Origin of the sequence: Streptomyces sp. CBMA123, assembly GCF_014596465.1 — a bacterium.
Classification (GTDB): domain Bacteria; phylum Actinomycetota; class Actinomycetes; order Streptomycetales; family Streptomycetaceae; genus Kitasatospora.
This window is the reverse complement of the sequence record NZ_MECK01000610.1, coordinates 1-21888: the sequence shown is the minus strand read 5'-3', so window position 1 is coordinate 21888 and position 21888 is coordinate 1. Positions and strand designations below refer to the sequence as shown.

General features: G+C 73.6%; 18 protein-coding genes and 1 pseudogene. 10 read left to right on the top strand and 9 right to left on the bottom strand.

What is annotated here, in order from left to right; translation table 11 throughout:
• The first annotated feature begins 321 nt into the window (after positions 1 to 321).
• From BG452_RS39145 to BG452_RS39120, 6 genes are all read left to right on the top strand, one after another.
• The gene (locus tag BG452_RS39145) at positions 322 to 954 is read left to right on the top strand and encodes a DNA-binding protein (RefSeq protein ID WP_317621436.1); all 633 of its coding nucleotides are present in this window, start codon (positions 322 to 324) and stop codon (positions 952 to 954) included.
• 7 nt (positions 955 to 961) lie between these two features.
• A complete protein-coding gene (locus BG452_RS39140) occupies positions 962 to 3319 on the top strand; it encodes a hypothetical protein (RefSeq protein ID WP_188309105.1) in 2358 nt (785 codons plus the stop codon).
• Positions 3316 to 4023, top strand: coding sequence for a helix-turn-helix domain containing protein (locus BG452_RS39135; protein WP_188309104.1), 708 nt, complete (start codon positions 3316 to 3318; stop codon positions 4021 to 4023). The genes BG452_RS39140 and BG452_RS39135 overlap by 4 nt, the downstream gene beginning before the upstream one ends.
• Positions 4024 to 4111: 88 nt before the next feature.
• A complete protein-coding gene (locus tag BG452_RS39130) occupies positions 4112 to 4672 on the top strand; it encodes a hypothetical protein (RefSeq protein WP_317621435.1) in 561 nt (186 codons plus the stop codon).
• Positions 4673 to 4826: 154 nt separating this feature from the next.
• Positions 4827 to 7190, top strand: a complete 2364-nt coding sequence (locus BG452_RS39125; RefSeq protein WP_188309103.1) for a DEAD/DEAH box helicase — start codon at positions 4827 to 4829, stop codon at positions 7188 to 7190.
• Between the two features lie 268 nt (positions 7191 to 7458).
• Entirely contained in the window at positions 7459 to 8901 is a 1443-nt protein-coding gene (locus BG452_RS39120) for a hypothetical protein (RefSeq protein WP_188309102.1), read from the top strand.
• Between the two features lie 279 nt (positions 8902 to 9180).
• Here the strand turns inward: BG452_RS39120 and BG452_RS39115 are convergent, their stop codons facing one another.
• From BG452_RS39115 to BG452_RS47915, 7 genes are all read right to left on the bottom strand, one after another.
• Positions 9181 to 9789, bottom strand: a complete 609-nt coding sequence (locus tag BG452_RS39115) for an SRPBCC family protein (RefSeq protein WP_223243387.1) — start codon at positions 9787 to 9789, stop codon at positions 9181 to 9183.
• A 69-nt stretch (positions 9790 to 9858) separates the two neighbouring features.
• A complete protein-coding gene (locus BG452_RS39110; RefSeq protein ID WP_188309101.1) occupies positions 9859 to 11205 on the bottom strand; it encodes a carotenoid oxygenase family protein in 1347 nt (448 codons plus the stop codon).
• Positions 11206 to 11282: 77 nt separating this feature from the next.
• The gene (locus tag BG452_RS39105) at positions 11283 to 11723 is read right to left on the bottom strand and encodes an SRPBCC family protein (protein WP_188309100.1); all 441 of its coding nucleotides are present in this window, start codon (positions 11721 to 11723) and stop codon (positions 11283 to 11285) included.
• A 52-nt stretch (positions 11724 to 11775) separates the two neighbouring features.
• Positions 11776 to 13209, bottom strand: coding sequence for an MFS transporter (locus BG452_RS39100; RefSeq protein ID WP_188309099.1), 1434 nt, complete (start codon positions 13207 to 13209; stop codon positions 11776 to 11778).
• A gap of 71 nt (positions 13210 to 13280) precedes the next feature.
• The gene (locus BG452_RS39095) at positions 13281 to 13736 is read right to left on the bottom strand and encodes an SRPBCC family protein (protein WP_188309098.1); all 456 of its coding nucleotides are present in this window, start codon (positions 13734 to 13736) and stop codon (positions 13281 to 13283) included.
• A 254-nt stretch (positions 13737 to 13990) separates the two neighbouring features.
• Positions 13991 to 16687 (bottom strand): AAA family ATPase, encoded by a 2697-nt coding sequence (locus tag BG452_RS39090; RefSeq protein WP_317621434.1) that lies wholly within the window; start codon positions 16685 to 16687, stop codon positions 13991 to 13993.
• Between the two features lie 154 nt (positions 16688 to 16841).
• Positions 16842 to 17090, bottom strand: coding sequence for a hypothetical protein (locus tag BG452_RS47915; protein WP_317621433.1), 249 nt, complete (start codon positions 17088 to 17090; stop codon positions 16842 to 16844).
• Between BG452_RS47915 and BG452_RS39085 the strand changes: the two genes are divergently transcribed.
• Positions 17083 to 17439, top strand: coding sequence for a hypothetical protein (locus tag BG452_RS39085; RefSeq protein ID WP_188309096.1), 357 nt, complete (start codon positions 17083 to 17085; stop codon positions 17437 to 17439). The genes BG452_RS47915 and BG452_RS39085 overlap by 8 nt on opposite strands.
• Before the next feature lie 65 nt (positions 17440 to 17504).
• Here the strand turns inward: BG452_RS39085 and BG452_RS39080 are convergent, their stop codons facing one another.
• Positions 17505 to 19169: an IPT/TIG domain-containing protein gene (locus tag BG452_RS39080; RefSeq protein ID WP_223243386.1), complete on the bottom strand. Its 1665-nt coding sequence runs from the start codon at positions 19167 to 19169 to the stop codon at positions 17505 to 17507.
• A 419-nt stretch (positions 19170 to 19588) separates the two neighbouring features.
• On the opposite strand from BG452_RS39080, the gene BG452_RS39075 reads away from it, so the two are divergent.
• Both BG452_RS39075 and BG452_RS39070 read left to right on the top strand, forming a co-directional pair.
• Positions 19589 to 20719 (top strand): molybdopterin-dependent oxidoreductase, encoded by a 1131-nt coding sequence (locus tag BG452_RS39075; protein WP_411293088.1) that lies wholly within the window; start codon positions 19589 to 19591, stop codon positions 20717 to 20719.
• A complete protein-coding gene (locus tag BG452_RS39070) occupies positions 20719 to 21153 on the top strand; it encodes a hypothetical protein (protein WP_188309095.1) in 435 nt (144 codons plus the stop codon). The genes BG452_RS39075 and BG452_RS39070 overlap by 1 nt, the downstream gene beginning before the upstream one ends.
• Positions 21154 to 21319: 166 nt before the next feature.
• Here the strand turns inward: BG452_RS39070 and BG452_RS39065 are convergent, their stop codons facing one another.
• Positions 21320 to 21490, bottom strand: coding sequence for a hypothetical protein (locus BG452_RS39065; protein ID WP_188309094.1), 171 nt, complete (start codon positions 21488 to 21490; stop codon positions 21320 to 21322).
• Between the two features lie 215 nt (positions 21491 to 21705).
• On the opposite strand from BG452_RS39065, the pseudogene BG452_RS46510 reads away from it, so the two are divergent.
• Positions 21706 to 21888: pseudogene (locus tag BG452_RS46510) on the top strand (IS5/IS1182 family transposase); the annotation flags it as partial.

The following is a 21888-nucleotide window of genomic DNA, read 5'->3' as shown; positions in this document are numbered from 1 at the left end:
GGTGATGAAGGCGCCCTGTCCGTCCCGGGCTGCTGCGGGGCGGGCCCGGCCCTTGGCGACGGTGCCGAGCGCGTAGGTGCCGACCAGGGCCGCACCGGGGATCACCACGGCCTTCTGCTGTCGAGGACTCATCTTCTTCATCTCCCTCCGGTGTTGGTTGCCGACCACCATCTCACCAGGCACTGACAAACCGGGGCGGACCAACCACCGAGCATGCTTGTACGATTTACTAAAAAGGCGTGGACAGTGTCGGAGGGGAGACGTAGAGTTGCCCTAGCGTTTCGAGTGAGATGGATAAGCGTGGAGGTTGTGGGTGTGTTCGTGACGACGGGTCAAGCCGGGACGGCCCTGGGGTGCTCGATCCCGACGGTGAAGAAGCTGATGGCCACCGGCGTGATCCCCGGCGTGCGCGACGTCGGTCGGCAGGTGTTCCCGCTGGCCGCGCTCCAGCAGTTGCAGGCCTGCCCGGCCGCCGACCTGACCGCGCTCGGCACGCCCGAGGTCGCGGTGCTGCGCTCGGACGCCCCCGCGCGGGTCGAGGAGGCGGACCGGGAGTGGATCGGCTTCGGCACCGTGCTGGACGAGGCGCAGTTGCTGGCCGCGCTGTCCGGCTGGTGGCGGTGCGATCCGGCCCGGGTCGCGGCCGGCGCCGTGCTGCCGGTGACGGTGGCCGGGTTCGTCGTCGCGGTGCTGACCGGCCTGGCCGAGTGGGAGGGCGACGGCACCGTGGGCACCGCGGGGCGCTACCGCTTCCCGAAGGCGCGCCTGGCCGGCTACCTGACCGACCTCACCGCCCCCGCCAACGCCGCCACCCCGTCCGACCCCGAGGACCTCCGCCTCGCGGGCCTGCTGCTCGGCACCCGCCTGCCGTCGGTCTCCGGCGGCCCGATCGCCTACGTCCCCACCACGACCACCGCTGACCGGCCCGCCACCGTCGTCGCCGAGGGGGAGTGACCCGCTGATGGACCGCAAGACGTACACCGCCGAGCTCGCCGGTCTGCGCGAGCTGCGTACCGAGATCACGGCCGCCGAGAAGCAGGTCGCGGCCGCGCAGAAGGAGCTGGACAAGCTCACCGCCCGGCGTGCGCGCCGGGTCGCCGGCCTCGCGGGGTACGAGGGCGCGAAGGCCGACGCCGTCGCGAAGGCCTCGGGCCTGTCGGTCGGTGACGTCGTGCGGATCGCCCCGCTGCTGGACCCGACCCCGGCCGTCGTCCGCGCGGCCAAGACCGCCGACCAGGCCGCGCCGGGGCCCGCCGAGGCGCCGAAGGTCGAGCCTGTCACCGAGCCCACCAGCGCGGTCGCTCCGGCGCTGGCCCGCCCCGCCGCCGGACTGGAGCAGCCGACCCCGGCCCCGGCCGTCGAGGCGCCGACCGTCGAGGCGCCGACCGTCGAGGCGCCGACCGTCGAGGCGCCGACCGAGGTCGAGGACCAGGTCACCGTCGAGCAGCCGACTCCGGCCACTCCCGTAGCCGAGATGCCGAGCGAGGACGGGGACCAGGTCGTCGCCGGGCAGCCCGCCCTCACCACCATGGGCGCATCCGTTGCTCCGTTCGCGGAGTCCACTACTTCGGTCGCTCCGGTCGCTCCGGTCGCTGCCACGCCGCGTCCGGTGGTCGAGGCCGGCCCGCGCGAGCTGCCCACCCTCCCCGAGGGCCCGGCGGGCGCCCGATTCGAGGCCGTGACCACCGGCCTGGTCTCCAAGCGCCCGAACTTCGTCCAGCAGGCCCGCAGCACGGTGTTCCTGGACGCCGCGACCGGCGACCTCGCGGTTCGCGACCAGACCGTGCGGCTCGACCTCGGCGCCCGCACCCCGGGCGAGATCCTGGACGCCGTCCTGCACGCCGCGCCCGGGACGGAGCGGATCTACGTCACCGCCGGCGCCCCCTGGCACGACGGAGCCGAGCGGTACTCCACGCTCAAGGACGCGGTCGCCGCCTGGCTGAACACGCCGTCCGAGCGCTGGACCACCGCGGTCGGCTCCGGCCGGGACAAGCTCGCCGGCCACTTCGTCCACCAGCGCCAGCCGGTCGGCCGCTACGCCCCCGCCGCCGCGCCGGACGGCGGCAGCACCGAGATCCGTTCGATGGGGGAGTGGTTCGACCCCGACGGCGCCGACGTCGTCACCTGCCGCCAGGCGTTCACGCTGCTGTGGCAGGCGCTGCGCCGGCACTGGGACGACGCGGTCCTGATGGGCTCGCCGTCGCAGACCGGCCGGGACCTGTGGTCGCGCACCGTCCCCACCAGCGGCAAATGGGCCGGCGGCTACCCGGTGCTGTCCGAGGAGCTGCGCGGCCTGCTGCACGCGACCGGCGGTCAGGGCCGTACCGAGCTGGTCCTGCCGCCGCGCGTTCCGGAGCAGCTCCCGGCGCTGGTGGAGTACGACCGCACCTTCGCCTACGCGAAGCACCTGTGGAAGTCCCCGGTCGGCACCCCGCGCCGGATCACCGCGGCCGCGTTCGCCGCGATGACCGAGCAGGAGCAGACGAAGGCGCTGATGTCCTGCTCGCACTGGAACGTGCGGGTGACCGTCCCGGCCGGCTGGAACCACGTCGGCCTGCTTCCGGCCCCCGTCACCGGGGACCGCGCCTGGGTCTACCCGTCCGAGCCCGGGGCCGTGTTCACCACCTGGGCGGGCGGCGCGGAGATCCATCTCGCGCTGTCGAACCACATCGCACCGTGGCGGATCGAGATCCTCGGCGGCCTGCTGTGGGAGGACGGCAAGCCGCTGGACGAGTGGGGCAAGCGCCTCAAGGCCGCCTGGGCAGACCTGACGAACCTCTCGAAGGTGCACGGCGACGAGCGCCAGCGCCAGGCGGCCTACCTCGCCTCCCGCGCCGTCCGCAGCGTGCTGCTGTTCGGCCTGGGCGGCTTCGCCCAGCGCCCGCGCCTGGTCTCCGGCACCACCCCGCTCGGCGAGGCGCTCCCGGCCGGGGTGGAGATCCTCGGCCAGGACGGCGAGGTCGTCACGTGGCAGCGGCAGGCCGGCTTCTCCCGCGACCCGTATGCCCACCCGGAGTGGGCGGCCTACGTGTGGTCGGGGGCCCGCGCTGCGCTGCTGGACATGAGGTACCGGCAGGGCAAGGAGGTCATCGGCCACGCCGGGGCGCTGCACGCGAAGCCCGGCACGGTCGTGTACTTCGGCACGGACGGCATCGCGCTGACCGAGCGCCAGCCCTGGCCGTACCGGGGCGAGCCGGGCGACTACCTCCTCAAGGGCCATCTCACCGGCCCCATCGAGCACCCGACGAGCCAGGAGCAGTACCTCAAGCTGCGCGCCCAGGGCCGCGCCGAACTCGCGCAGATGGGAGCTGACCAGTGAGTCCGGCCGACCCGAACAACCCGAACGAAGCCGCCCGCCTGACGCAGGAGCTGATCGACCAGGGCTACACCAAGCGCCAGGTCGCCCGGATGCTCGGCCGTGACGCCTCGCTCGTCTCGCAGTTCTTCACCAAGGGCAAGGGCGCGGCATTCGTGAACGCGCTGCGTCAGGTCGTGCGGGCGGTGCGCGGCGGCGAGCGCGACACCGAGGCGCTGTCCGGCATCGCCGAGGCGAACACCACCCGCCGGACCACGAAGACCGGGCAGAAGGCGCGGGTACGTGGGAAGGACGTCGTGGGCGAGGCGGGCGGCAGCATGGCCGGCCGGGCCGGCAAGCAGGCCATCCGCTCCGGCGCGAGCCACCTCGCGCCCGTGGTCCACGAGACCGGCCAGGCGGGCGGCCGCCTGGCCTTCACCGTCCGGATGAAGGCCGACCAGTACGTCTACAGTGCGGGCTCGGAGAAGGACTCCGGCGGTATCCGCCGCGGCTTCATCCCCCGCTCCGACGGTACGGAGGAGCGCACCTACGGCTCCGCCTCCACGGGCGGGTTCGACGCGGCGGAGTGGTCCCAGCGGGTCGCTGACCACCACGGTGACGTCACCGAGGCGATGCGGGCCTGGCTGGTGGAGACCGGCCGCGCGGTGGAGGACGCCGACATCGCCTACCTGGAGGTCCGCGGCTGGATCCCCGAGGACCAGCAGTAGCTCCGGTCGGCCCGTGACTGAGCGCTTCAGTTGGCCGGTGAGCGGTTGAACCGGCCGGTTGAGCAAAGACCCGCAGAAAGGATGGCGTGTGAAGACGCTGGTGGAACAGAACGTCGTGGAGGAACTCCAGACCGGGGGAGAGGAGGCGGTCCGCCTGTACGTCGCGGCCTGCGCCGAGCGGATGGCTCCGCTGTTCATCGGTCTGCGGACGGGTGAGACGGGCCGGGAAGCCGACGTGGAGCTCTACACGGAGTCCGTGGCCGGCCTCTGGCGGACCGACCGACCGCTGTCCGACGCCGCCGAGCGGGCACGCCTGCTGGACCGGTTCTCCGAGCTGCAGCCCACCGAGGACGGCATCACCGACGTCGTCGGCACCTCCACGTTCTTCGCCTGCCTGGTCCTGCGCCACGCCCTGCTGGCCAACGGCACCGGGAGCGCCGACCACGCGGTGTCATGCGGTCAGGCGGCGCTCACCGCGATCGGCATGCTGGACCGGAACACCGCGGGTGCCGCGTTCACGGCCGAGGAACGGCGACTTCAGAAGCTCTCGGTGTCCGGCGACGCCGCGGGGGTGTGGGACACAAGCGTGAGAGCCGGGCGGGAGCGCCTTCGCGCGGTGGTGAGCCGCATCGTGACAGAAGCCCGCTGAAACGGCCGCTCGACCGGCCGACTGAAGTGCTCAGTCACAGGGCGGCCTCTCCCCATCCATGACCTGGCCCCGGGGAGAGGCCGCCCGCCCCGACCCTCCCACAGCCCCGCCAGCCCCGCGCCGTCGTCTCAGCATCCGAAGGAGTAGCGCAGCCTTGGAGACCACCACCGCCAGCGCCGAGCAGGACGTGCCGGCCGGGCTGCGCGCCCAGGCCGTACCGCCGCTCCCGGCGCAGCCGTCCGGCACCACCGCGGTGAACCCGCTGCCGCTGCACTGGTTCCAGAAGGACGCGGTGGCGGCGGCGGTGCGGGAGGTGAAGGACGGCGGCCGGGCCACCGTGGTCGCGGCGACCGGATCCGGGAAGACGCTGATCGCGGCCGGTTGCGTGCGGCGTCTGGCCGCTCGGGGCCGGGTGCTGGTGCTGGTGCCGACGATCGAGCTGCTGGAGCAGACCGCCGAGGCGTGGTCGCTGCGGGGCGGTCGCCGGGGCCTGGCGGTGGCGGCGTGCTCGCGGGAGGAGGCGTTGGAGAGCGCGGAGGCCGGCGGGCGCGTCCACGCCCAGGTGACCACGCAGGCCCCGCGGATCGCGGACCTGGTCGCCACCGAGAAGGCCGGCGAGCCGGTCACCGTGTACGCCACCTACGCCTCGCTGGAGCGGATCGTCCAGGCCCACCGCGACTTCGGCCTGCCGGCCTGGGACCTGGTGGTCATCGACGAGGCCCACCGCACGGCCGGTTCGGAGGGCAAGGCCTGGGCCGCGGTTCACGACGACGCCCAGGTCCCGGCGAAGCGCCGGCTGTACTTCACCGCCACCCCACGGATCGCCGACGACCGGCGCGCGAAGGACGGCCTGGCCGACCTCGCCGACACCGGCAGCGACGGCGCGGAGAAGCTGCCCGCGCTCTGCTCCATGGACGACGAGACCGTCTACGGCAAGACCGTGTTCACCTGGACGCTCGGCCAGGGCATCGAGCACGGCTACCTCGCCGACTACCGGGTGCTCGTGCCGGTGGTCACGGACGAGGACCTGCGCGAGCTCCTCAACCTCCCCGCCGTCGCCGACCTGCGCTCCCAGCGCACCAACGAGGAACTCCTGCGCCTGGCCCTGCAGATCGCGGTGCTGCGCGCGGTCGCCGACCTCGACCTGCGCCGGGTCATCACGTTCCACTCCCGAGTGTCGGCGGCGCGGGAGTTCGCTAGCACCCTGCTCGACGCCTCCCAGCTGCTGGAGGACGCGGAGCGCCCGGAGCGCATCTGGGCGAAGGCGGTGGCCGGCACCGACCGCCTCAAGGACCGCCGGGCCGCCTTCGCCGAGTTCAAGGCCCACACGGGTGAGGACGGCGAGGAGTGCGGCATCCTCAGCAACTCCCGGCTCCTGACGGAGGGCATCGACGTGGCCGCCGTCGACGCGATCTGCTTCGCGGACCCCAAGAGCTCGGTCATCGACATCGTCCAGGCCGTCGGCCGGGCACTGCGCCAGTCCCACCGCCAGGGCAAGGTCTCCTGGGTCATCATCCCGGTCTACCTGCCGACGCCGGAGGTCGGCGACGACACGGCGGCCGCGGACCCGGCCGAGGTCCACGACGCCGGCGAGGCGGTGAAGGCCGAGGCCGACGCCGAGATCGAGGCCGGCTCCTTCCGCACGATCTGGCGGGTCCTGCGCGCCCTCGCGGCCCATGACGCCCGGGTGGTCGGCCGGATCACCGAGCTGCGCGCCGGCCGCTCCCAGGGCACCGCGCACACCACCGCGACCACACCGGCCGAGGGCGAGGCCGCTTCGGTCCGGGAGGGCGAGCAGCAGCCGGCCCCGGTCGAGTCGCCGATCGAGTGGCTCAAGATCGACGCCCGCCGGCACGCCGCGAAGATCCTCCAGACCGTCAAGCTGCGGGCGTTCAACCCGCGCGCGGTCGAGTGGCAGCGCATGCACGCCGTCGCGGCGGTCTTCCACCTCCAACACGGCCACCTCGACCCCACCGACAAGACCAAGCACGCCGAGCTGATCTCCTGGCTCACCCGCCAGCGCCACCTCCACGGCCAGCACCTGCTCGACCCCGCGCGGATCTCCGAGCTGGACGCGCTCGGCATGATCTGGTCCAAGCACGCCAACGCCTGGGAACGCGGCCACGCCTACGCCGCCGCCTTCCACCACCAGCACGGCCACCTCGCCATCCCCGCCACCGCGAAGCTCGACGACTACGCGGTGGGCGCGTGGATGCGCCGCCAGCGCAAGGCCGACAACCTCACCAAGGACCAGGTCGCCAAGCTGGACGCGCTGGACGAGCTGTGGCGCCTGGAGCCGGACTGGAACCGCTCCTACCGCCGCCTGCTCGCCTACCTCGCCGCCGGCGGCACCCTCGACGGCCCGGCCAACCGCACCGGCCTCGGCGACGACCCCGCGTTCCGGCCCGGCGCATGGCTGCGCAAGCAGGCGGGGGCCCGCGCCGACGGCAAGCTGACCGACCACCAGACTGCGCTCCTGGACGCCCTCCACCGGCACACCGAGACCGTCACCGGCTGACGGCGCCGACCCCGTCGCTGTGCGGTCCGGGCTGGGACGACGTCTGCCACCCGCCTTGCGGGGTCAGCCGTCCTGTTGCCAGGAGGCGCGGCCGTTGGGAGCACGTAGGGGTTGTGGTGGACCCCCCGCAGCCCGCCGTGGTCTCTGTCGCCGGAGGGGTCGCGTCGGTGCCTCCGCTCGCGCCTTGCCAGTGGCGCTTCGGTCGCCCTGGCCGGCACCGGGTAGCGTGGCCTCTCGATGATCTCGGGGGGCCGTGTTGATCGTGTTCGTGGGTGGGATTGTTATCGGGCTGCTTCTGGCGGCCGGTACGGGCGTGGGCTACCTGCTCGGCCTGCGGCGGGTCGGCCTGCCGCCGGCACCGGCGCAGGCGGCGGGCCCGCCTGCGGACGCACTGCCCGGGGCCGTCCGCGCCGGTGCACCGTCCGCCGCTCTTCCGACCGTTCAACCGGATGCCGCCCTGCCCGCCGTCAAGTCGTCCGCCGCCCCGACCCCGCGTGCGCGGCGTGCGGCCCGGGGGCTCGGGGAGGACGACCTACTGGCGGTCGAGGCCCTGCGGCTGGACCTGGGCGCCGCCGTGGCCGCCCGCACCGCCGATGCCGACCCCGCCGAACGCACTGCCCAGCGCCGGGCCGAGGCGGCGCTGGCGTCCGCGGAGCGGATCAGGGACGGCGCGGGAGAGGCCGAGTCGTTGAGTTCGGTGCTGGGCCAGGGCCGTACCGCCCTGGAGGAGATGCTGTCCAGCCGTGCCGAGCGGCGCGAGGCTGCCGCGATGATCGCGGAACTGCGCGAGCGGCTGGAACTGCTGCCGCCGCAGGACTGCGCCCCGCAGGAGAGCGCGGACCCGGACGGCCCGGCACCGGACGGTGCGGACCCGGCCGCCGAGGCCGCAGAGGCGCTGCGCGACCGCCGCGCCGCCGAGGCCGCGCTGGAGCGGGCCGAACAGGCGGCCCGTGGCCTGGAGGCGGACCGCTTCAAGCGCGTGCTCGGCGCGGTCGGCAGCGGACGAGTGGCGGTCCTGCGCCTGGAGGCGCGGCTTGCCGGCCGGCGGGTCCCGCTGGAGCTGGTCTCGCCCGAGGAACTGGCGAAGGCCGAGTGGGAGCTGCGGGCGGGCGTGACCCCGGACCCGTACTGGTTCGAGGGCACCGGGCCGGTCGAGGTCCCGATCGACCGCCCGGAGCCGGGCAGGGTGGCACTGCTCGACATCTCGTGCGAGAGCGAGGACCGCTACCTCCACCTTCACCTGCTCACCCGGACCCGGGGCACCACCGCCGAGGCGCCCTTCCACGAGGGCACCGACCCCTACCGCGGCCGGGTCCTGGTGCCGGCCGAGCGGACGCACGTCAGGATCAGGACCCAGCCCGAGGCGCGCTGGTCGATGCGGCTGCGGCCGCTCTCCGACGCTCGCGCGCTGACCGGCGCGCTGACCGGCAGCGGGCCGGAGGTGCTGCGCTTGCCGTCCGAGGGAGACCTACGCCTGTCCGTCCACCTTCGCCAGCCGGGTGAGAACGGCAGCGTGCAGCTGGTCTCCGCGCAGGAGTTGGCGAACGGAGTCCCCGTCGACACGTACGGGAACTTCGGGCGGACGGTCGCCTTCAACATGGGCACCTTTCGGCGCACCGAGGAGATCACCGGGCCGGGCCTGCTGGTGGTGGACACCCCCGGCACCTGGGAGTTGGAGCTCGATCCGGTGGTGCCCAGGAAGAAGCGCTGACGCCCCGTCCGTTCGGCCCCGGGCGGTTCGGCGAGCGGGACGACCCCGTCGTCGACGTGGTCAAGCCCGCTGCGGGCGATGACCCGGGTCCCCGACGGGCAGGCTTGCCCAGTACCCGTCGGCCCACACCGCGCGGGCTGGGTCCTGCGCCTGCGGGTGCCCCTCGGCAGCCCGTGGTGTGGCGAGTCCGGCTGCGGCCCGAGAGGCGGGGCGGGCGCCGGCAGCGCCTCGGCCCGGACCGGGCGGCTGCCGGTCCGGGCCGAGGAAGGGGCCGGCGGGTTAGCGGAGGGCCTGTGCCTCGGCTTCATGCTTGAGGTTGGCGACCCAATGGTGGAGGGAGTTGTCGAGGGCTGCCTGGAGCACTGCTTGGTTGGCCGTGACCGGCTCGCCGGTCCAGGACTCCTCGGTGTGGACGAGGACGCCGTCGCGGGTGGGGGTGAAGGTCCAGACGTGGACGGCGGTGATGCCTTGGGCGGGACCGCCCCAGACGAGGCGCCTGCCGGGGACGACCTGCTTGACGGTGGAGGTGATGTCGAGGCCTTCGGTGCTCCAGCGGAACACCGAGCCGGGGCGCAGACGGCCGGGGGTTTCCTTGGTCATGCTCTCGACGTTCGGCTGCCAGGCGGGCCAGTTCCCGACGTCGGTCTGGATGTTCCAGATGGTGCGCAGCGGGGCGTGGACGAGGATCTCGGTGCGGGTGATGACGGGGGCCTGCTGGTCTATCTGCACGTCGCCCGGGTGCTTCGCACTCGCCTCGGCCGTCGCGGTGGGGCGGTCCGTGGTGAGAGCGGAGGCGGAGGTGGAGGTGGTCAGCAGGAGTGCCCCGATGACGGCCCCGGTGACGGCCCCGGTGAGGGCTGCGGTTCTGGCTGTGGTGAGCGTGCGCAAGTCTGTGCTCTTTCGTGGGAGGTGTGGGTCTGCTGGGCGTCCCCGGGGCGGTGGCCGTCCCGGTGTTCGTCACAGGGGGCCGTCGGGGATCCAGGAGCCGTGGATGCCGGCGGTCACCCGTCGCGGGAGGTGGACGGTGGCGATCCGGTCGAGGCCGGCGGCGTCCAGGACGAGCAGCTGGGAGGCGTCCTGCTTGAGGTCGGAGACCACGGTCAGGAGGTAGCCGTCGTCCTCCCGGGTGCCGCCGGCCGCGGGCACGAACACCGCCTCGCTGGGCAGCCGGGCGTCGCCGACCTGGCGGACGCGCCGCGCCCCGGTGCTGCGGTCGTACTTGACGATGCCGTAGCCGCCGAAGCCGTCCTGATCGGGGAAGGAGATCGCGTACTGGTAGCGGTTCTCCAGGCCGAGGTAGTCCTCGTTGAGCGTGGGGAACTCGATGGGCAGGTCGTCGATCACGAGCTCCTGCACCCGGTTGGCGGCCAGGTCGACGATCCACCGGCGGTTGTAGGAGCGGGCGTTGGGCTCGCTGCCGCGGCCGGGGGCGCCGACCCACCAGTTCCACGACAGTTGGAAGCCCTCGCGGTCCACGGTCGGGCCCTCCAGGACGATGCGGCCGTCGGCGTCCTCGTGGGCGTTGGCGACGTGCAGCATGTTTCCCGGCTCGATCGGGAACCAGCGGACGGCGGCGGCGCCCTGCGGCCCGCGCGGCATGACGCCGATCCGGGCGGGTTGTGCGTCCTGCCAGGAGTACGGGATGCCGGAGTGCTCGGCGGGGTCGAAGGTGACGGTGCCCTCGACGAAGACCACGTGGTTGCGGGTGACGGCGAAGTCGTGCTTGAGGGAGGCGGTGGCGCCGGGGATCTCGGCGCTGTGGGTGACGTTGCCGTCCGCGTCGGCGCGGTAGTACGTCAGGAACGGCGGGAAGGGCGAGGAGCCGAAGAAGTGCAGCTCGCCGGTGAGCGGGTCGCTCTTGGGGTGCGCGGTCATCGCGCTGCGCAGCTTGCCGTCGAAGTCGAACGGGCCGACCGTCTCCAGGTCCCTGGTGAGTTCGAAGGGGAAGTTGGCCTCGCACAGGGCGAGCAGTCGGCCGCCGTGCTCGATCACGTGGGTGCCGGCGGTGGAGGCGGTCAGGTCCGGGCCGTTCTCGGTCAGGTACGGGGCGCCGTCCAGCGCGGGGGTGCGCACCCAGCGGTTGCGGTACCACTCGGCGCGGCCCTCGCGCAGCCGGACGCCGTGCACCATGCCGCTGCCCTTGAACCAGTGGGTGGGGGTGACGCCGGGCTTCGGGTTGTGGCTGTTGCGGACCAGGCGACCGGTCAGTTCGGGCGGCAGGGCGCCCTCGACGGTCAGCTCGGTGGCGGTCAGCTCGTCGGCGACCGGGGTGTAGTGGCCGGTCAGGAAGGGCTTGTCGGTCATGGTCGGTTCCTCGGGGCCTCGGTGCGGTGGTGTGGGGAGCGGGCCGGGCGGCGGAGCGACCGGCGCGTGGCGGTGCGTCAGGCGCGCCGTTCGGCGCGGTTCTTCAGGCAGGCGAGCCAGTTCTCCAGGGAGGTGCGCAGGGCGGTGCCGAGCTGGTCGGCGTCGGCCTCCACGGGGGCGCCGCTCCAGGACTCCTCGGTGCTCACGAGCACCCGGTCGCCGGTGCGCTCGAAGGTCCACACGTGGACGCCGTCGATGCCGTGCGCGGGGCCGCCCCAGACGATCCGGGCGCCGGGTACCAGCTCGTGGATGGTGGAGGTGATGTCCAGCCCGTGGGTGCGCCAGGTGAACGTGGTGCCCTCGGCGAGCGGGCCGTCCAGGCGGGCTTGGTCGATGTCGGTGTTCCACACCGGCCAGTCGCCGATGCCGGTGTGCAGGGCCCACACCCGGTCCAGCGGGGCGTCGATCTCGGTGGACAGGCGGACGATGACGGGCGCGGCCTCGTCGATGGTGGTCATGGCGGTGTTCCTTTCGGTCGGTGTGCCGGGGGATTGGTGGTGGATCGGGTGGTCAGCGCCGGCCGGGGACGGCGCTGCGGGGAGCGGGGTCCGGGGTGGTGGCGGCGGTGCGCCGGGTCAGGCGGGCCGCGAGCAGGGCGGTGGCGGCCAGGACGGCGGCGGAGGCGGCGAAGGCGGTGCGGTAGCCGGAGGTCAGTGCCTCCAGGTGGGGCCGGTGGTCGGTGGCGTGCGCGGTGACGGTTTCTGCGACGGTCGCGAGGACGGCGAGCCCGACGGCGCCGCCCACCTGGCGGGTGGTGTTGACCAGCCCGCCCGCCAGGCCCGCGTCCGTCCCGGCGACGCCCTCCACGGACAGGGCGGTCAGCTGCACGAACGCGATGCTCAGTCCGATTCCGACGAGGACACCGGGGCCGAGGACGTCGGTCAGGAAGCCGCCGTGGGCGCTGATGCGGGAGAGCCACAGCATCCCGGCCGCCTCGGTCAGCAGGGCCCCGACCACCACGGCCCGGTGGCCGACCCGCCGGGCGAGGGCGGGGGCGAGTGCGGCACCGGCCATGTTGGCGCCCGCGAGGGGGAGTTGGCCGAGCCCGGTGGTCAGCGGGTCTTCGCCGAGGACCTGCTGCTGGTAGAGCGGAAGGAAGTAGAACAGGGCGATCCACGTCGAGCCGAACAGGGCCATCAGGAGGTTCCCGGCCGCCACGTTCCCGCCGGCGAACAGGCGCGGGGGAACCAGCGGGGCCGGGACGCCGCGCTCGATCCGGAGGAAGAGCAGCGCGAGTGCGGCGGCGGCGACGAATGCGGCGAGGACCCGGGTGTCGGTCCAGCCGACCCGGCGGGCCGTGGTCAGGCCCCACACCAGGGCGGTCAGGGCCAGGGCGCTGGCAGCGGTTCCGGCGAGGTCGAAGCCGGCCCTGTCCGCGGGGGCGGCGGACGGGACGAGTATGACCGTCGCCACCAGGACCGCGACCGTACCGATTGCCACGGCGTGGAAGATCCAGGGCCAGCCCCACGCCTGGGTGAGGAGCCCCCCGAGGACCACTCCCGCCGCACCCCCCGCACCGGAGACCGCGCCCCAGAGCGCGAGTGCCCTGTTCCGGCCGGGGCCCGGCGGACGGAGGCCCATGGCCAGGGCGAGGGCGGCGGGGGCGATCGCCGCCGCGCCTGCGCCCTGGGCGGCGCGGGCGGCGATGAGGACACCGGGCGAGGAGGCCAGCGCGGCGGTGGCGGAGGCGGCCCCGAACGTGCCCAGACCGACGAGCAGCACCCGGCGCCGGCCCAGCAGGTCGGCGGCGCGCCCGCCGGCCAGCAGCAGCGCGCCGAAGGCCAGGCCGTAGGCGTTGACCACCCAGGTGGTGGCGGTGTCGGAAAGGCCGACGCCGTCACGGATCTGCGGCAGCGCGACGTTGACGATGGAGGTGGCGAGCATGACGGTGAACTGGCCGGCGGCCAGTACCGCGAGGACGGCGCCGGGAGGCGGTTTGCGCATGCGAAGTCCTGACGAGCCGGTGGAGGACGGGGAAGGCGGCGGCGTTCCGCGCCGGGCGGGTGCGGCGCCCTTCAGCGCGGGGCGCGTTCGGCGGCGGACTTCAGGTGGAGGAGCCACTGGAGCAGGGACTGGTCGAGCGCATGCCCGATGCCTGCGGGGTCGGCTCGTACGGGCACGCCGTCCCAGGACTCCTCCGTGGCGACGATGGTCGCTCCCGCCCGAGGCGTGAGCGTCCACTGATGGATGGCGGTGATGCCCTGGGACGGGCCGCCCCACAGGATCAGGCGGGGTGCCTCGAGCGCGTACACCGTGGAGGTGATGTCCAGCCCGGCGGTCCGCCAGTGGAACACCGCGCCCGGTGTCAACGGGGTCAGCGCCCGGGCCTCGGTGATGTCCGGCTGCCAGGACGGCCAGTCGGGAACGGAGGTCAGCAGGTCCCAGACAGCGGTGGCCGAGGCACTGATCGGCAGTTCACGACGGGCGACGACCGGAGCGGCCCGGTCGATCCCCGAGGGCGTGTTCTTCATGGGGTCGAGTCTCGTCCGACCGGCCCCGCCCCTTCATCGGCGAAAGTCACCTAGGCGACTGCCTAATCCCCGCGTAGACGGCTACCGAGACCGGGTCGTCCGGGGCCCCGCGGGTCGTGCGGAGCCCGGCGGGTCGCGCCGAGGCACCGCGGAACAGTCCGCGCCACGGGCGCCGGAGGGCGTCCCCCCTGGGCGGGTACCGGGGGACCGGTCCCCCTCCTGCCCCCACGCACATGGTCGGTCGGACGGGCGCGCTACGTCGCCGGGCCGAGGACGGCGGCGAGCTGGCGGCGGGAGGTGATGTCGAGCTTCTTGAAGACGCTCCGCAGGTGGGCGTCGATGGTCCGGGGGCTGAGGAAGAGGCGGTCGGCCACCTCGCGGGAGGTCGCACCGGTCGCCACCAGCCTGGCGATGTTCAACTCCTGACCGGTCAGCAGCTCCATCACCCCGAGCGCGGCGGACCTGGCCTGTTCACCGGCGGCGACCAACTCGGCTCTGGCCCGTTCGGCGAACCCCTCCGCCCCCATCGCGGTGAACAGCTCGTGGGCCGCGCGCAGAACGTCGCGCGCCTCCCGTCGACGGCCGTCCCGGCGCAGCCACGCCCCTTGGTGGAGCAGGGCCCGGCCGTGCCACAGCCGCAGGTCGGCGGCGTCCAGCCGTGCCACTGCCTCGGCGTGGAGCGGCCCGGGGTCGTCGGACAGCAGAGCGGCGAGGTGGGCGCGCACGCCGAGCGCCCAGTCGGTGCCGGCGGCGCGGGCGTGGTCCGACAGCCGTGCGAACGCCTCGCGGGCCGCGTCGTCCTCGCCGCAGCGCAGTGCCGCTTCGACCAGTTCGGGCAGTGCGAGGCTGGAGACCCCGACGTCACCGTCCGTCAGGGCAAGCCGGGCCGATGCCAGCGCCGCGCGGTGGTCGGTGGTTCCGTTGGCGTAGAGGGCCGCCGCCGCGTGGGCGGTCGCGGTCAGCATGCCCTTGTGCCGCGCGTGGGACTCGGCCAGGACCCGGGCGATCAGCGGTTCCGCCTCGGCGGCTCCGCCGCGCAGCGCGGCGGCGAACAGGCGGCCGTACCAGTGACGCGGGACTCCTGTCACCTCGGCTATCGCGTCGGCCTCGCTGTTCAGGGCGGAAGCGGAGAGCAGGTCACCGCGTTGGACGGCAGCCATGGCCTGCATCCAGAGCCCGACCGGGAGCGTCATCAGCGTTCCGCCGGCCCGTGCGGCGGCAACGGCGCGGGTGGCGATCCTGTCCTCCAGGGCGACGTCCCACAGTTCGATGGCCAGCAGGGCTGCGAGGGACAAGCGCCCGGTCCAGAACGGATCGGTGACGTTCGACAGCAGTTCCAGCAGCCTCGGGACCGCTGCCAGGTCGTCGTCGAGGTAGGCGACGAGCGCGTCCAGCAGTTCGTCGGCCGTGGTGCGCTCCCCCGCCGTGACAGGGGCCCGCCGGGCTGCTTCGAGTGCGTCGCGTGCGGCTGCGGAGGCGCGGCCCACGACAAGCCCCGCCTGCAGGGCGTCCAGCAGGTGGAGCCGGGCCCGGTCGGGATCGAGACCGGCGGCCTTGATGAGATGGCCGACCGCGTCGGCCGCGCCGTCCCGGAAGAATGCCGCCCGGCCGCGCAGGAGTTCGGCCTCTACCCGGCCGGCGCCGTCGATCGCGCCGTTTTCGGCCGCTTCGACCAGCGTGATCGCGGTCTCGAAGGAGCCGGCCTCCAGCGCGGCTCGGGCCGCGGCGAGGCTTCGGTCGGCCCGTAGGCGCGGATCGTCCGTGAGGGCCGCTGCCTGTTCCAGGAAGGCGGCCTCGGCTGCGGCACCGCCCCTGCTCCGGGCGCGCTGCGCGCAGCGCAGCAGGTCGGCCGCGACGTCCTCGTCAGGACGGGGGGCAGCCTGTGCCCGGTGCCACGAACGTCGGTCGGGCGCCGTCAGCGGATCGGTGACATCGGCGAGTGCCGCGTGGACGCGGCGGCGCTCGGCCGGTGACGCGGACGTGTACACCGCCGAGCGCACCAGGGGGTGCCGGAACCGGGACTGCCCGCCCAACGCGATCAGGTCCGTGGCTTCGGCCTCGGTTCCGGCCTCCGGCGGCACGTCCAGCACGTCGGCGGCCCGCCACAACAGGCCCGGATCCCCGGTCGGCTCCGCGGCCGCGACGAGGAGCAGCGTGCGTGCGCCCTCGGAGAGTCGGGAGATCCGCTCCTGGTAGCTACGCTCGATGCGGCTGGCCGGCGAGACCGGAGCGGGCAGGCCGAACCCTCCGGCCAGACCGGCGGGGCCGAGCCGGCGCGGCAGTTCCAGCAGGGCGAGCGGATTTCCGCGTGCCTCCGCGAGGATCCGTTCGCGGACCCGCTCGTCCAACGGGCCCAGGAGGCTGGTGGACAGCAGGGCCCGGGCCGCCTGGTCAGGCAACCTGGACAGCGTCAGCGACGTCAGCCCTTCGAGTTCCGCGACGGTGTGCGGCTCACGGACTCCGAAGACGATCGCCACCGACTCGTCCGCGATCCGCCGGGCCACGAACGCCAATACCTGCGCCGACGCCCGGTCCAGCCACTGAGCGTCGTCCACGACGCACAGCACCGGCGCCTCGGCGGCGGCGTCGGCCAGCAGGTCGAGCAAGCCGAGGCCGACGGTGAAGCGGCTCGGTGTGCCACCGTCCCGCAGTCCCATGGCCACAGCCAGGTCCTCCCGGTGCGCGCAGGGCAGCCGCTCGATGCGGTCGTGCAACGAGCGGGTGAGCTGGTGCACCGCCGCGTAGGCGAACTCCGCTTCGAACTCGGCCCCGTTCACCCACAGCAACCGCACGCCCGCCAGCCCTTCGGTGGCATGGCGCAGCAAGGTGGTCTTCCCGATACCGGCCTCGCCGCGAACGACTGCCGCCCCGCCCTGCCCCGCTCGCGCGGTGGCGAACAGCTCAGCGAGAGCGACGCGTTCGGTGGGCGGAAAGTACTGAGAGCCGGTCACGGGAGCCACTCCGGAATCATGACATGCGCTCTGAGCTGGACGGATACCGGGACCGAAAGCTGTCCCGAGCCCTTCGTACCCGGGAATGCGACCGGATGGGCGCTCCGACCCCGACCGCGACACCCGACCTCCAGCACGCGCTGCGCGCCGAAGGTCACCGGTGCCAGGGCCGGGCCGGGCCGGTGGCGTTGGCCAAGCGGCAGCAGGCGGTGGCGACCTGGCGCGCGATGCCTGGGGCGGTTCCTGGCGGGCCGGCACGCGGCACGACCACGACGGGGACGGCTGGCGCGAGTACGACGACGCCGTACCGGGCATCGCCACCACCCTGGAGCTGCTGGCCGAGTACGGCCTGCTCGGGCCGGTCCGGTGGCGCTACGACCGCGCGCCACTTCGAGGTGTGCACGCTGGCCTACCTGGTCCAGGAGCTGCGGACCGGGGATGTGGCGGTGATCGGTTCGGAGTCGTACGCCAACCTGCACGACCAGTTGTTGTCCTGGGCCGAGTGCGAGCCGCTGGTCGCCGGGTACTGCGAGCAGGCCGGGCTGCCCGCCACCGCGCAGGGGTTCACCGCGGCGCTGAGGCGGAAGCCGACCGAGGTGGCGGCGAAAGTTCAACGAGCTGCTGGCGAACTGCCTGTCGAGGAAGTCGGCGACGGGGCGGGACTGCCGGTGGGCGGCGAGTTGTCCGCGCAGGTCTGCCAGCCCCTCCGCAGTTCGGTGCGGAGGGGCTGGTGTGCCGGCCATCTCGTGTGACGGGGACTTGTTGGCGTCTTTGAGCGGCTTCGATGTGTTTCCGCACGCCTTGGGTGGTTCGGCTGTTACACCGTGGGAGCGGGGATGTAGGAGAAGGCGCCGGGCAGGGTGGTGGTGCCTCCCGCGGTGGTGACCGTCAGGTCCGCGGCGCCGGGGGCGCCGGGTGGCGTGGTGATCGTGACGGTGGTGTCGGAGACCACGGAGAAAGGCACGGGCGTCCCGGCCAGCGTGACCTGATCGGTCGTGGCCAGAGCGGTGCCGGTCACGGTCGCCGCCGTGCCGCCTGACACCGGGCCCTCGTTCGGGCTGACCGCGGTGAGGGTCGGGGCGGCGGTGTAGGTGTAGGTGAGGACGTCGGCCGTTCCTCCCGCGGTGGTGACGGTGACGGGCACGGTGCCGGCCGCGCCCGCGGGTGCGGTGACGGTGAGCTGGGTTTCGGAGGTGCTGGTCGGGCGGACCGTGGTGGTGCCGAAGGTGACCCCGGTCGCGGTGGTGAGGCCGTACCCGGTGATGGTGACGGTGGCGCCGCCTGACACCGGGCCCTCGTTCGGGCTGACCGCGGTGAGGGTGGGCGGGCCGATGTAGTAGAAGGGCGCCGTGTTGCTGGTGCCGCCGGGGGTGGTGACGGTCACGTCGACCACGCCGGTGCCGGGCGGGCTGATCACGGTGATCTGGTTCGGCGTGTCCCCGGTGATCGTGGCCACTTTGGATCCGAAGTGGACAGCGGTGGCGCCTGCCAGGTTGACGCCGTTGATGGTGACGACCGTGCCGCCGCTGGTGGGTCCCTGGTCGGGCGCCACGCCAAGGAATTCGATCACGCTGACCGTGCCGGCGCCGTTGTTGGTCACATAGGTGGCCTGCCCGTTCGGGGTGATCGCCGCACGGGAGGGCTGGGTGCCGACGGTGTAGGTGGCGGTCACGGTGTTGGTGGCGGTGCTGATCACGCTGACCGAGTTGGACCCGAAGTTGACCACCCAGATCTGCGTGCCGTCGGGGCTCCTGACCGCCCCGGCCGGGCTTGTGCCGACCGGGATCGGGGCGCCGGTGACCGTGTTGGTGGCGGTGTCGATGACGCTGACCGTGCCGCTCCCGTTGTTGGCCACGTAGACCCGCGTGCCGTCCGGTGTCACCGCCACCCCGATGGGGCCGGCCCCGACGGGAACGGTTGCCGTCACGGTGTTGGTGGCGGTGCTGATCACGCTCACCGCGGCGCCGCCTTGGTCCGACACGTACACCCGTGTACCGTCCGGCGTCACCGCCACGCCATTGGGTGCGGCACCGACCGGGATGGTGGCGGTGACCGTGTTGGTGGCGGTGTCGATGACGCTGACCGTGCCGCCCCCGTTGTTGGCCACGTACACCCGCGTACCGTCCGGTGTCACCGCCAGCTCGAACGGGCTGCTGCCCACAGCAATGGCCGGACCCGTCAGGGCGTTGGTGGCGATGTCGACCACGCTCACGGATCCGGCGCTCGCGTTGGACACGTACGCCCGAGTCCCCGACGGTGTGATCGCCACGCCCACCGGGCCGCTGAACCCGGAGACAGTGGCCACGGTGGCCAGAGCGGCGGTGTCGATCACACTGACCGTGCCGCCCCCGTTGTCAGCAACATAGGCGAAGCGCCCGCTCGGCGTGAAGGCTATACCAATGGGCCCGGCCCCCACTGTCACGGTGGGATCCTCGGCCGCCCACGACAGCATCGGACGGGTCGGCGCGTGCAGCACTCGCATCAGCGTCTCCTTTCGGTCGCGCGGGCTCCCCGCACCGTCCCACCGACGGGACGGTGCCAACCCGGCCCGGGCGACACTCGACAGGCCGCTGAACTGCCATGGCCTGCCTCATCCCGCCACCGGCACGGGATGGGCAGCCCACCAGGTAGTCGCGTCAAGTCAGCCACACACAGTCAAGCCGCCACCACCATAAGCACCATCGTCCACCCGAACGGCCGAGCGCGCCGGTCCATGCCGCCTGCCCCACCGCACGAAGGACGCCCAACGGCTCGGCGGGCGCGGGGCCTTCGGCGCTGTCGCCCGCTGGGCGCTGTTCGGATTTCGTAAGCACCGGGGTGCTCCTCCCAGGGCTCCGGGAGCGCTTCGATGGACGTGTGGAATCCAAGCCCCCCGGCACTCGCCCCCGCTACGACCTCCAACTGCCGCCCCCGCCGCCGTTCCTGCGACGCGGACCGTTCTGCGACGGCGCGTTCCGCTCGCCGCTGCACGAGCCGCGTACCGCCGTCGTGATCGGCCGGTGGCTGGGCGCCGCGCTGATCGTCTGCTTCCTGACCGGCCTGACCAGCCATCTGCTCCAGAACCCGCCGCACTGGCTGGCCGGCCTCCTGCCCTCCCGCCCCGCGAACGGCTACCGGGTCACGCAGGGACTGCACGTGGTCAGCGGGATCGCCGCGATCCCGCTGGCCGGGGCCAAGCTGTGGACGGTCTACCCGCGGCTGTTCGAATGGCCTCCCGCGCGCAGCGTGCTGCACGCGCTCGAACGGCTGTCCATCGCCGTCCTGGTGGGCGCCACTCTCCTCGAGCTGTTCACCGGCCTGCTGAACACCCTGCAGTGGTACGTGTGGCCGTTCCCGTTCCGGCAGACCCACTTCTGGCTCGGCTGGCTCGCCATCGGCGGGCTGCTGGTCCACATCGCCGTCAAAGCCCCGCTCATCGCCCGGCACTGGAGAAGGCGGCGCGCGGCGCCGGTGACCGGGCGCCGGGCGTTCCTGACCTCGGTCACCGCCGCCGTGGGCGTGGTGACCCTCACCACGGCCGGGCAGGCCGTGCCCTGGCTGCGGGGGTTGGATCTGCTGGCCCCGCGCCGCCCCGATCTCGGCCCCCAGGGCCTGCCGGTCAACCGGACAGCCGCTCAGGCCGGGACGACCGACGTTCCCGCTGACTGGCGGCTCCAGGTCGAGGGCCCGGAGCCGTACCGGCTCACGCTCGCCGAGCTGAGCCGGCTGCCGCAGCACGATGTGGTGTTGCCCATCGCCTGCGTGGAGGGGTGGAGTGCGAGCGCCCGCTGGACCGGCGTCCGGGTGGCGGACCTGCTGGCGCGAGCCGGCGCACCGGCGGGCTCCGCCGTGCGCGTCACCTCGCTGGACGCCGGGCCGTACGGGGTCATGGTCATGCCCGCGCAGTACGTCGACGACCCGCTCACCCTGCTGGCTCTCCGGGTCAACGGTGAGGTCCTGGCCCCGGATCACGGCTTCCCGGCCCGGATCATCGCGCCTGACCGACCCGGCGTGCTGCAGACCAAGTGGGTCGCCAGAATCGAGGTGATCTGATGACCGCCTGGCTCCGCGGCGCCGTGCTGGCCGCCGGACTCGCCCTGACCGGCTTCGGCCTGTACGGGCTGCTGAACGACGTCCACATCACCGACCCGTGGGACGTACTGGCCTGGGTGGTGGGGGGCCTGGTGGTGCACGACGGCCTGTGGCTGCCGCTGCTGTGCCTGTTCGGCTCGTCCCTGGCACGAGGACCGGTCCTGCGCGGCTGGCTGATCGTCGCCGCATCCGCGACCGCGATCGCCCTGCCCGCCGTGCTGCGGGCCGGGGCCGACGACGCCAACCCGACGGTGCTGCCGCTGCCCTACCAGCGCAACTGGCTGCTCGTCCTGGCGGCCTCCGCTGTGCTCGCGCTGCTGGTCGCCCTCGTTCGACGATGGCGGCACCGGCCCGGGTCAGGAAGCGGCCGGGCACCGCGCGAAGACCCGTCGTAGGACCGTCCAGCACCCCCGGCGGCGGGTCGAGGACACCCGCCACGGAGCGGTCCGCCGTCCCCGCCGGAGTGAAGGCGGTGCGCGGCCGCGCCCCACACACGGGCCGCCCACCACTTGGTTCAACGTGGCCCGGCACCCTCGGGGTCCACCTGCCCGGTGCCGGGCCTCAGTGCGGCCGCGCGCCCGGTGGCAGGATCCGGGCGACCAGCCGCAGCGGTGGGCTGTGGCGGAAGGTGAGGGTGAAGCCCACCCACTGGCCGGGCCCCAGCGGGGGCGGGGCGGCGATCATCAGGTCGGCGTCCTCGGGGGACATCGCCAGTTCGCCCCGGGCGGGCACGGTAGGGCGGCGACCGGCTGATCCTCGCCCTCGCAGCCATCCACGCCGCCCGGCCCGGCGCGATCCGCTGCCTCCAGCTCGACGACCTCGACATCGGCGACCGCCGGCTCGTCATCGACGGCCGCGTCCGTCCCCTGGACGAGCTCACCCTGCAGGCCGTCCTCGCCTGGCTGGAGCACCGGCGACGCCGCTGGCCCGACACCGCCAACCCGCCCACGATCGCCCGCGCCCACCAGCACGCCGCCGGGGCGCGTAAAAGGGGGACCTGCAGAAGGAGCCTCCCGGTGGCGTCGACACCGAGCCCGACGACCACGGCCTCGGACGCTCGCGTGGCGGGCTGACCACCAAGGTGCACCTCGCGGTCGAGCAGGGACAGAAGCCGCTGTCCCTGCTCGTTA

Excerpts from the sequence above, each read along its gene's own strand:
- BG452_RS39080 (WP_223243386.1), bottom strand. The coding sequence starts at position 19,169 with ATGCGAGTGCTGCACGCGCCGACCCGTCCGATGCTGTCGTGGGCGGCC.
- BG452_RS39095 (WP_188309098.1), bottom strand. The coding sequence starts at position 13,736 with ATGAAGAACACGCCCTCGGGGATCGACCGGGCCGCTCCGGTCGTCGCC.
- BG452_RS39110 (WP_188309101.1), bottom strand. The coding sequence starts at position 11,205 with ATGACCGACAAGCCCTTCCTGACCGGCCACTACACCCCGGTCGCCGAC.
- BG452_RS39140 (WP_188309105.1), top strand. The coding sequence starts at position 962 with ATGGACCGCAAGACGTACACCGCCGAGCTCGCCGGTCTGCGCGAGCTG.
- BG452_RS39070 (WP_188309095.1), top strand. The coding sequence starts at position 20,719 with ATGACCGCCTGGCTCCGCGGCGCCGTGCTGGCCGCCGGACTCGCCCTG.
- BG452_RS39100 (WP_188309099.1), bottom strand. The coding sequence starts at position 13,209 with ATGCGCAAACCGCCTCCCGGCGCCGTCCTCGCGGTACTGGCCGCCGGC.
- BG452_RS39105 (WP_188309100.1), bottom strand. The coding sequence starts at position 11,723 with ATGACCACCATCGACGAGGCCGCGCCCGTCATCGTCCGCCTGTCCACC.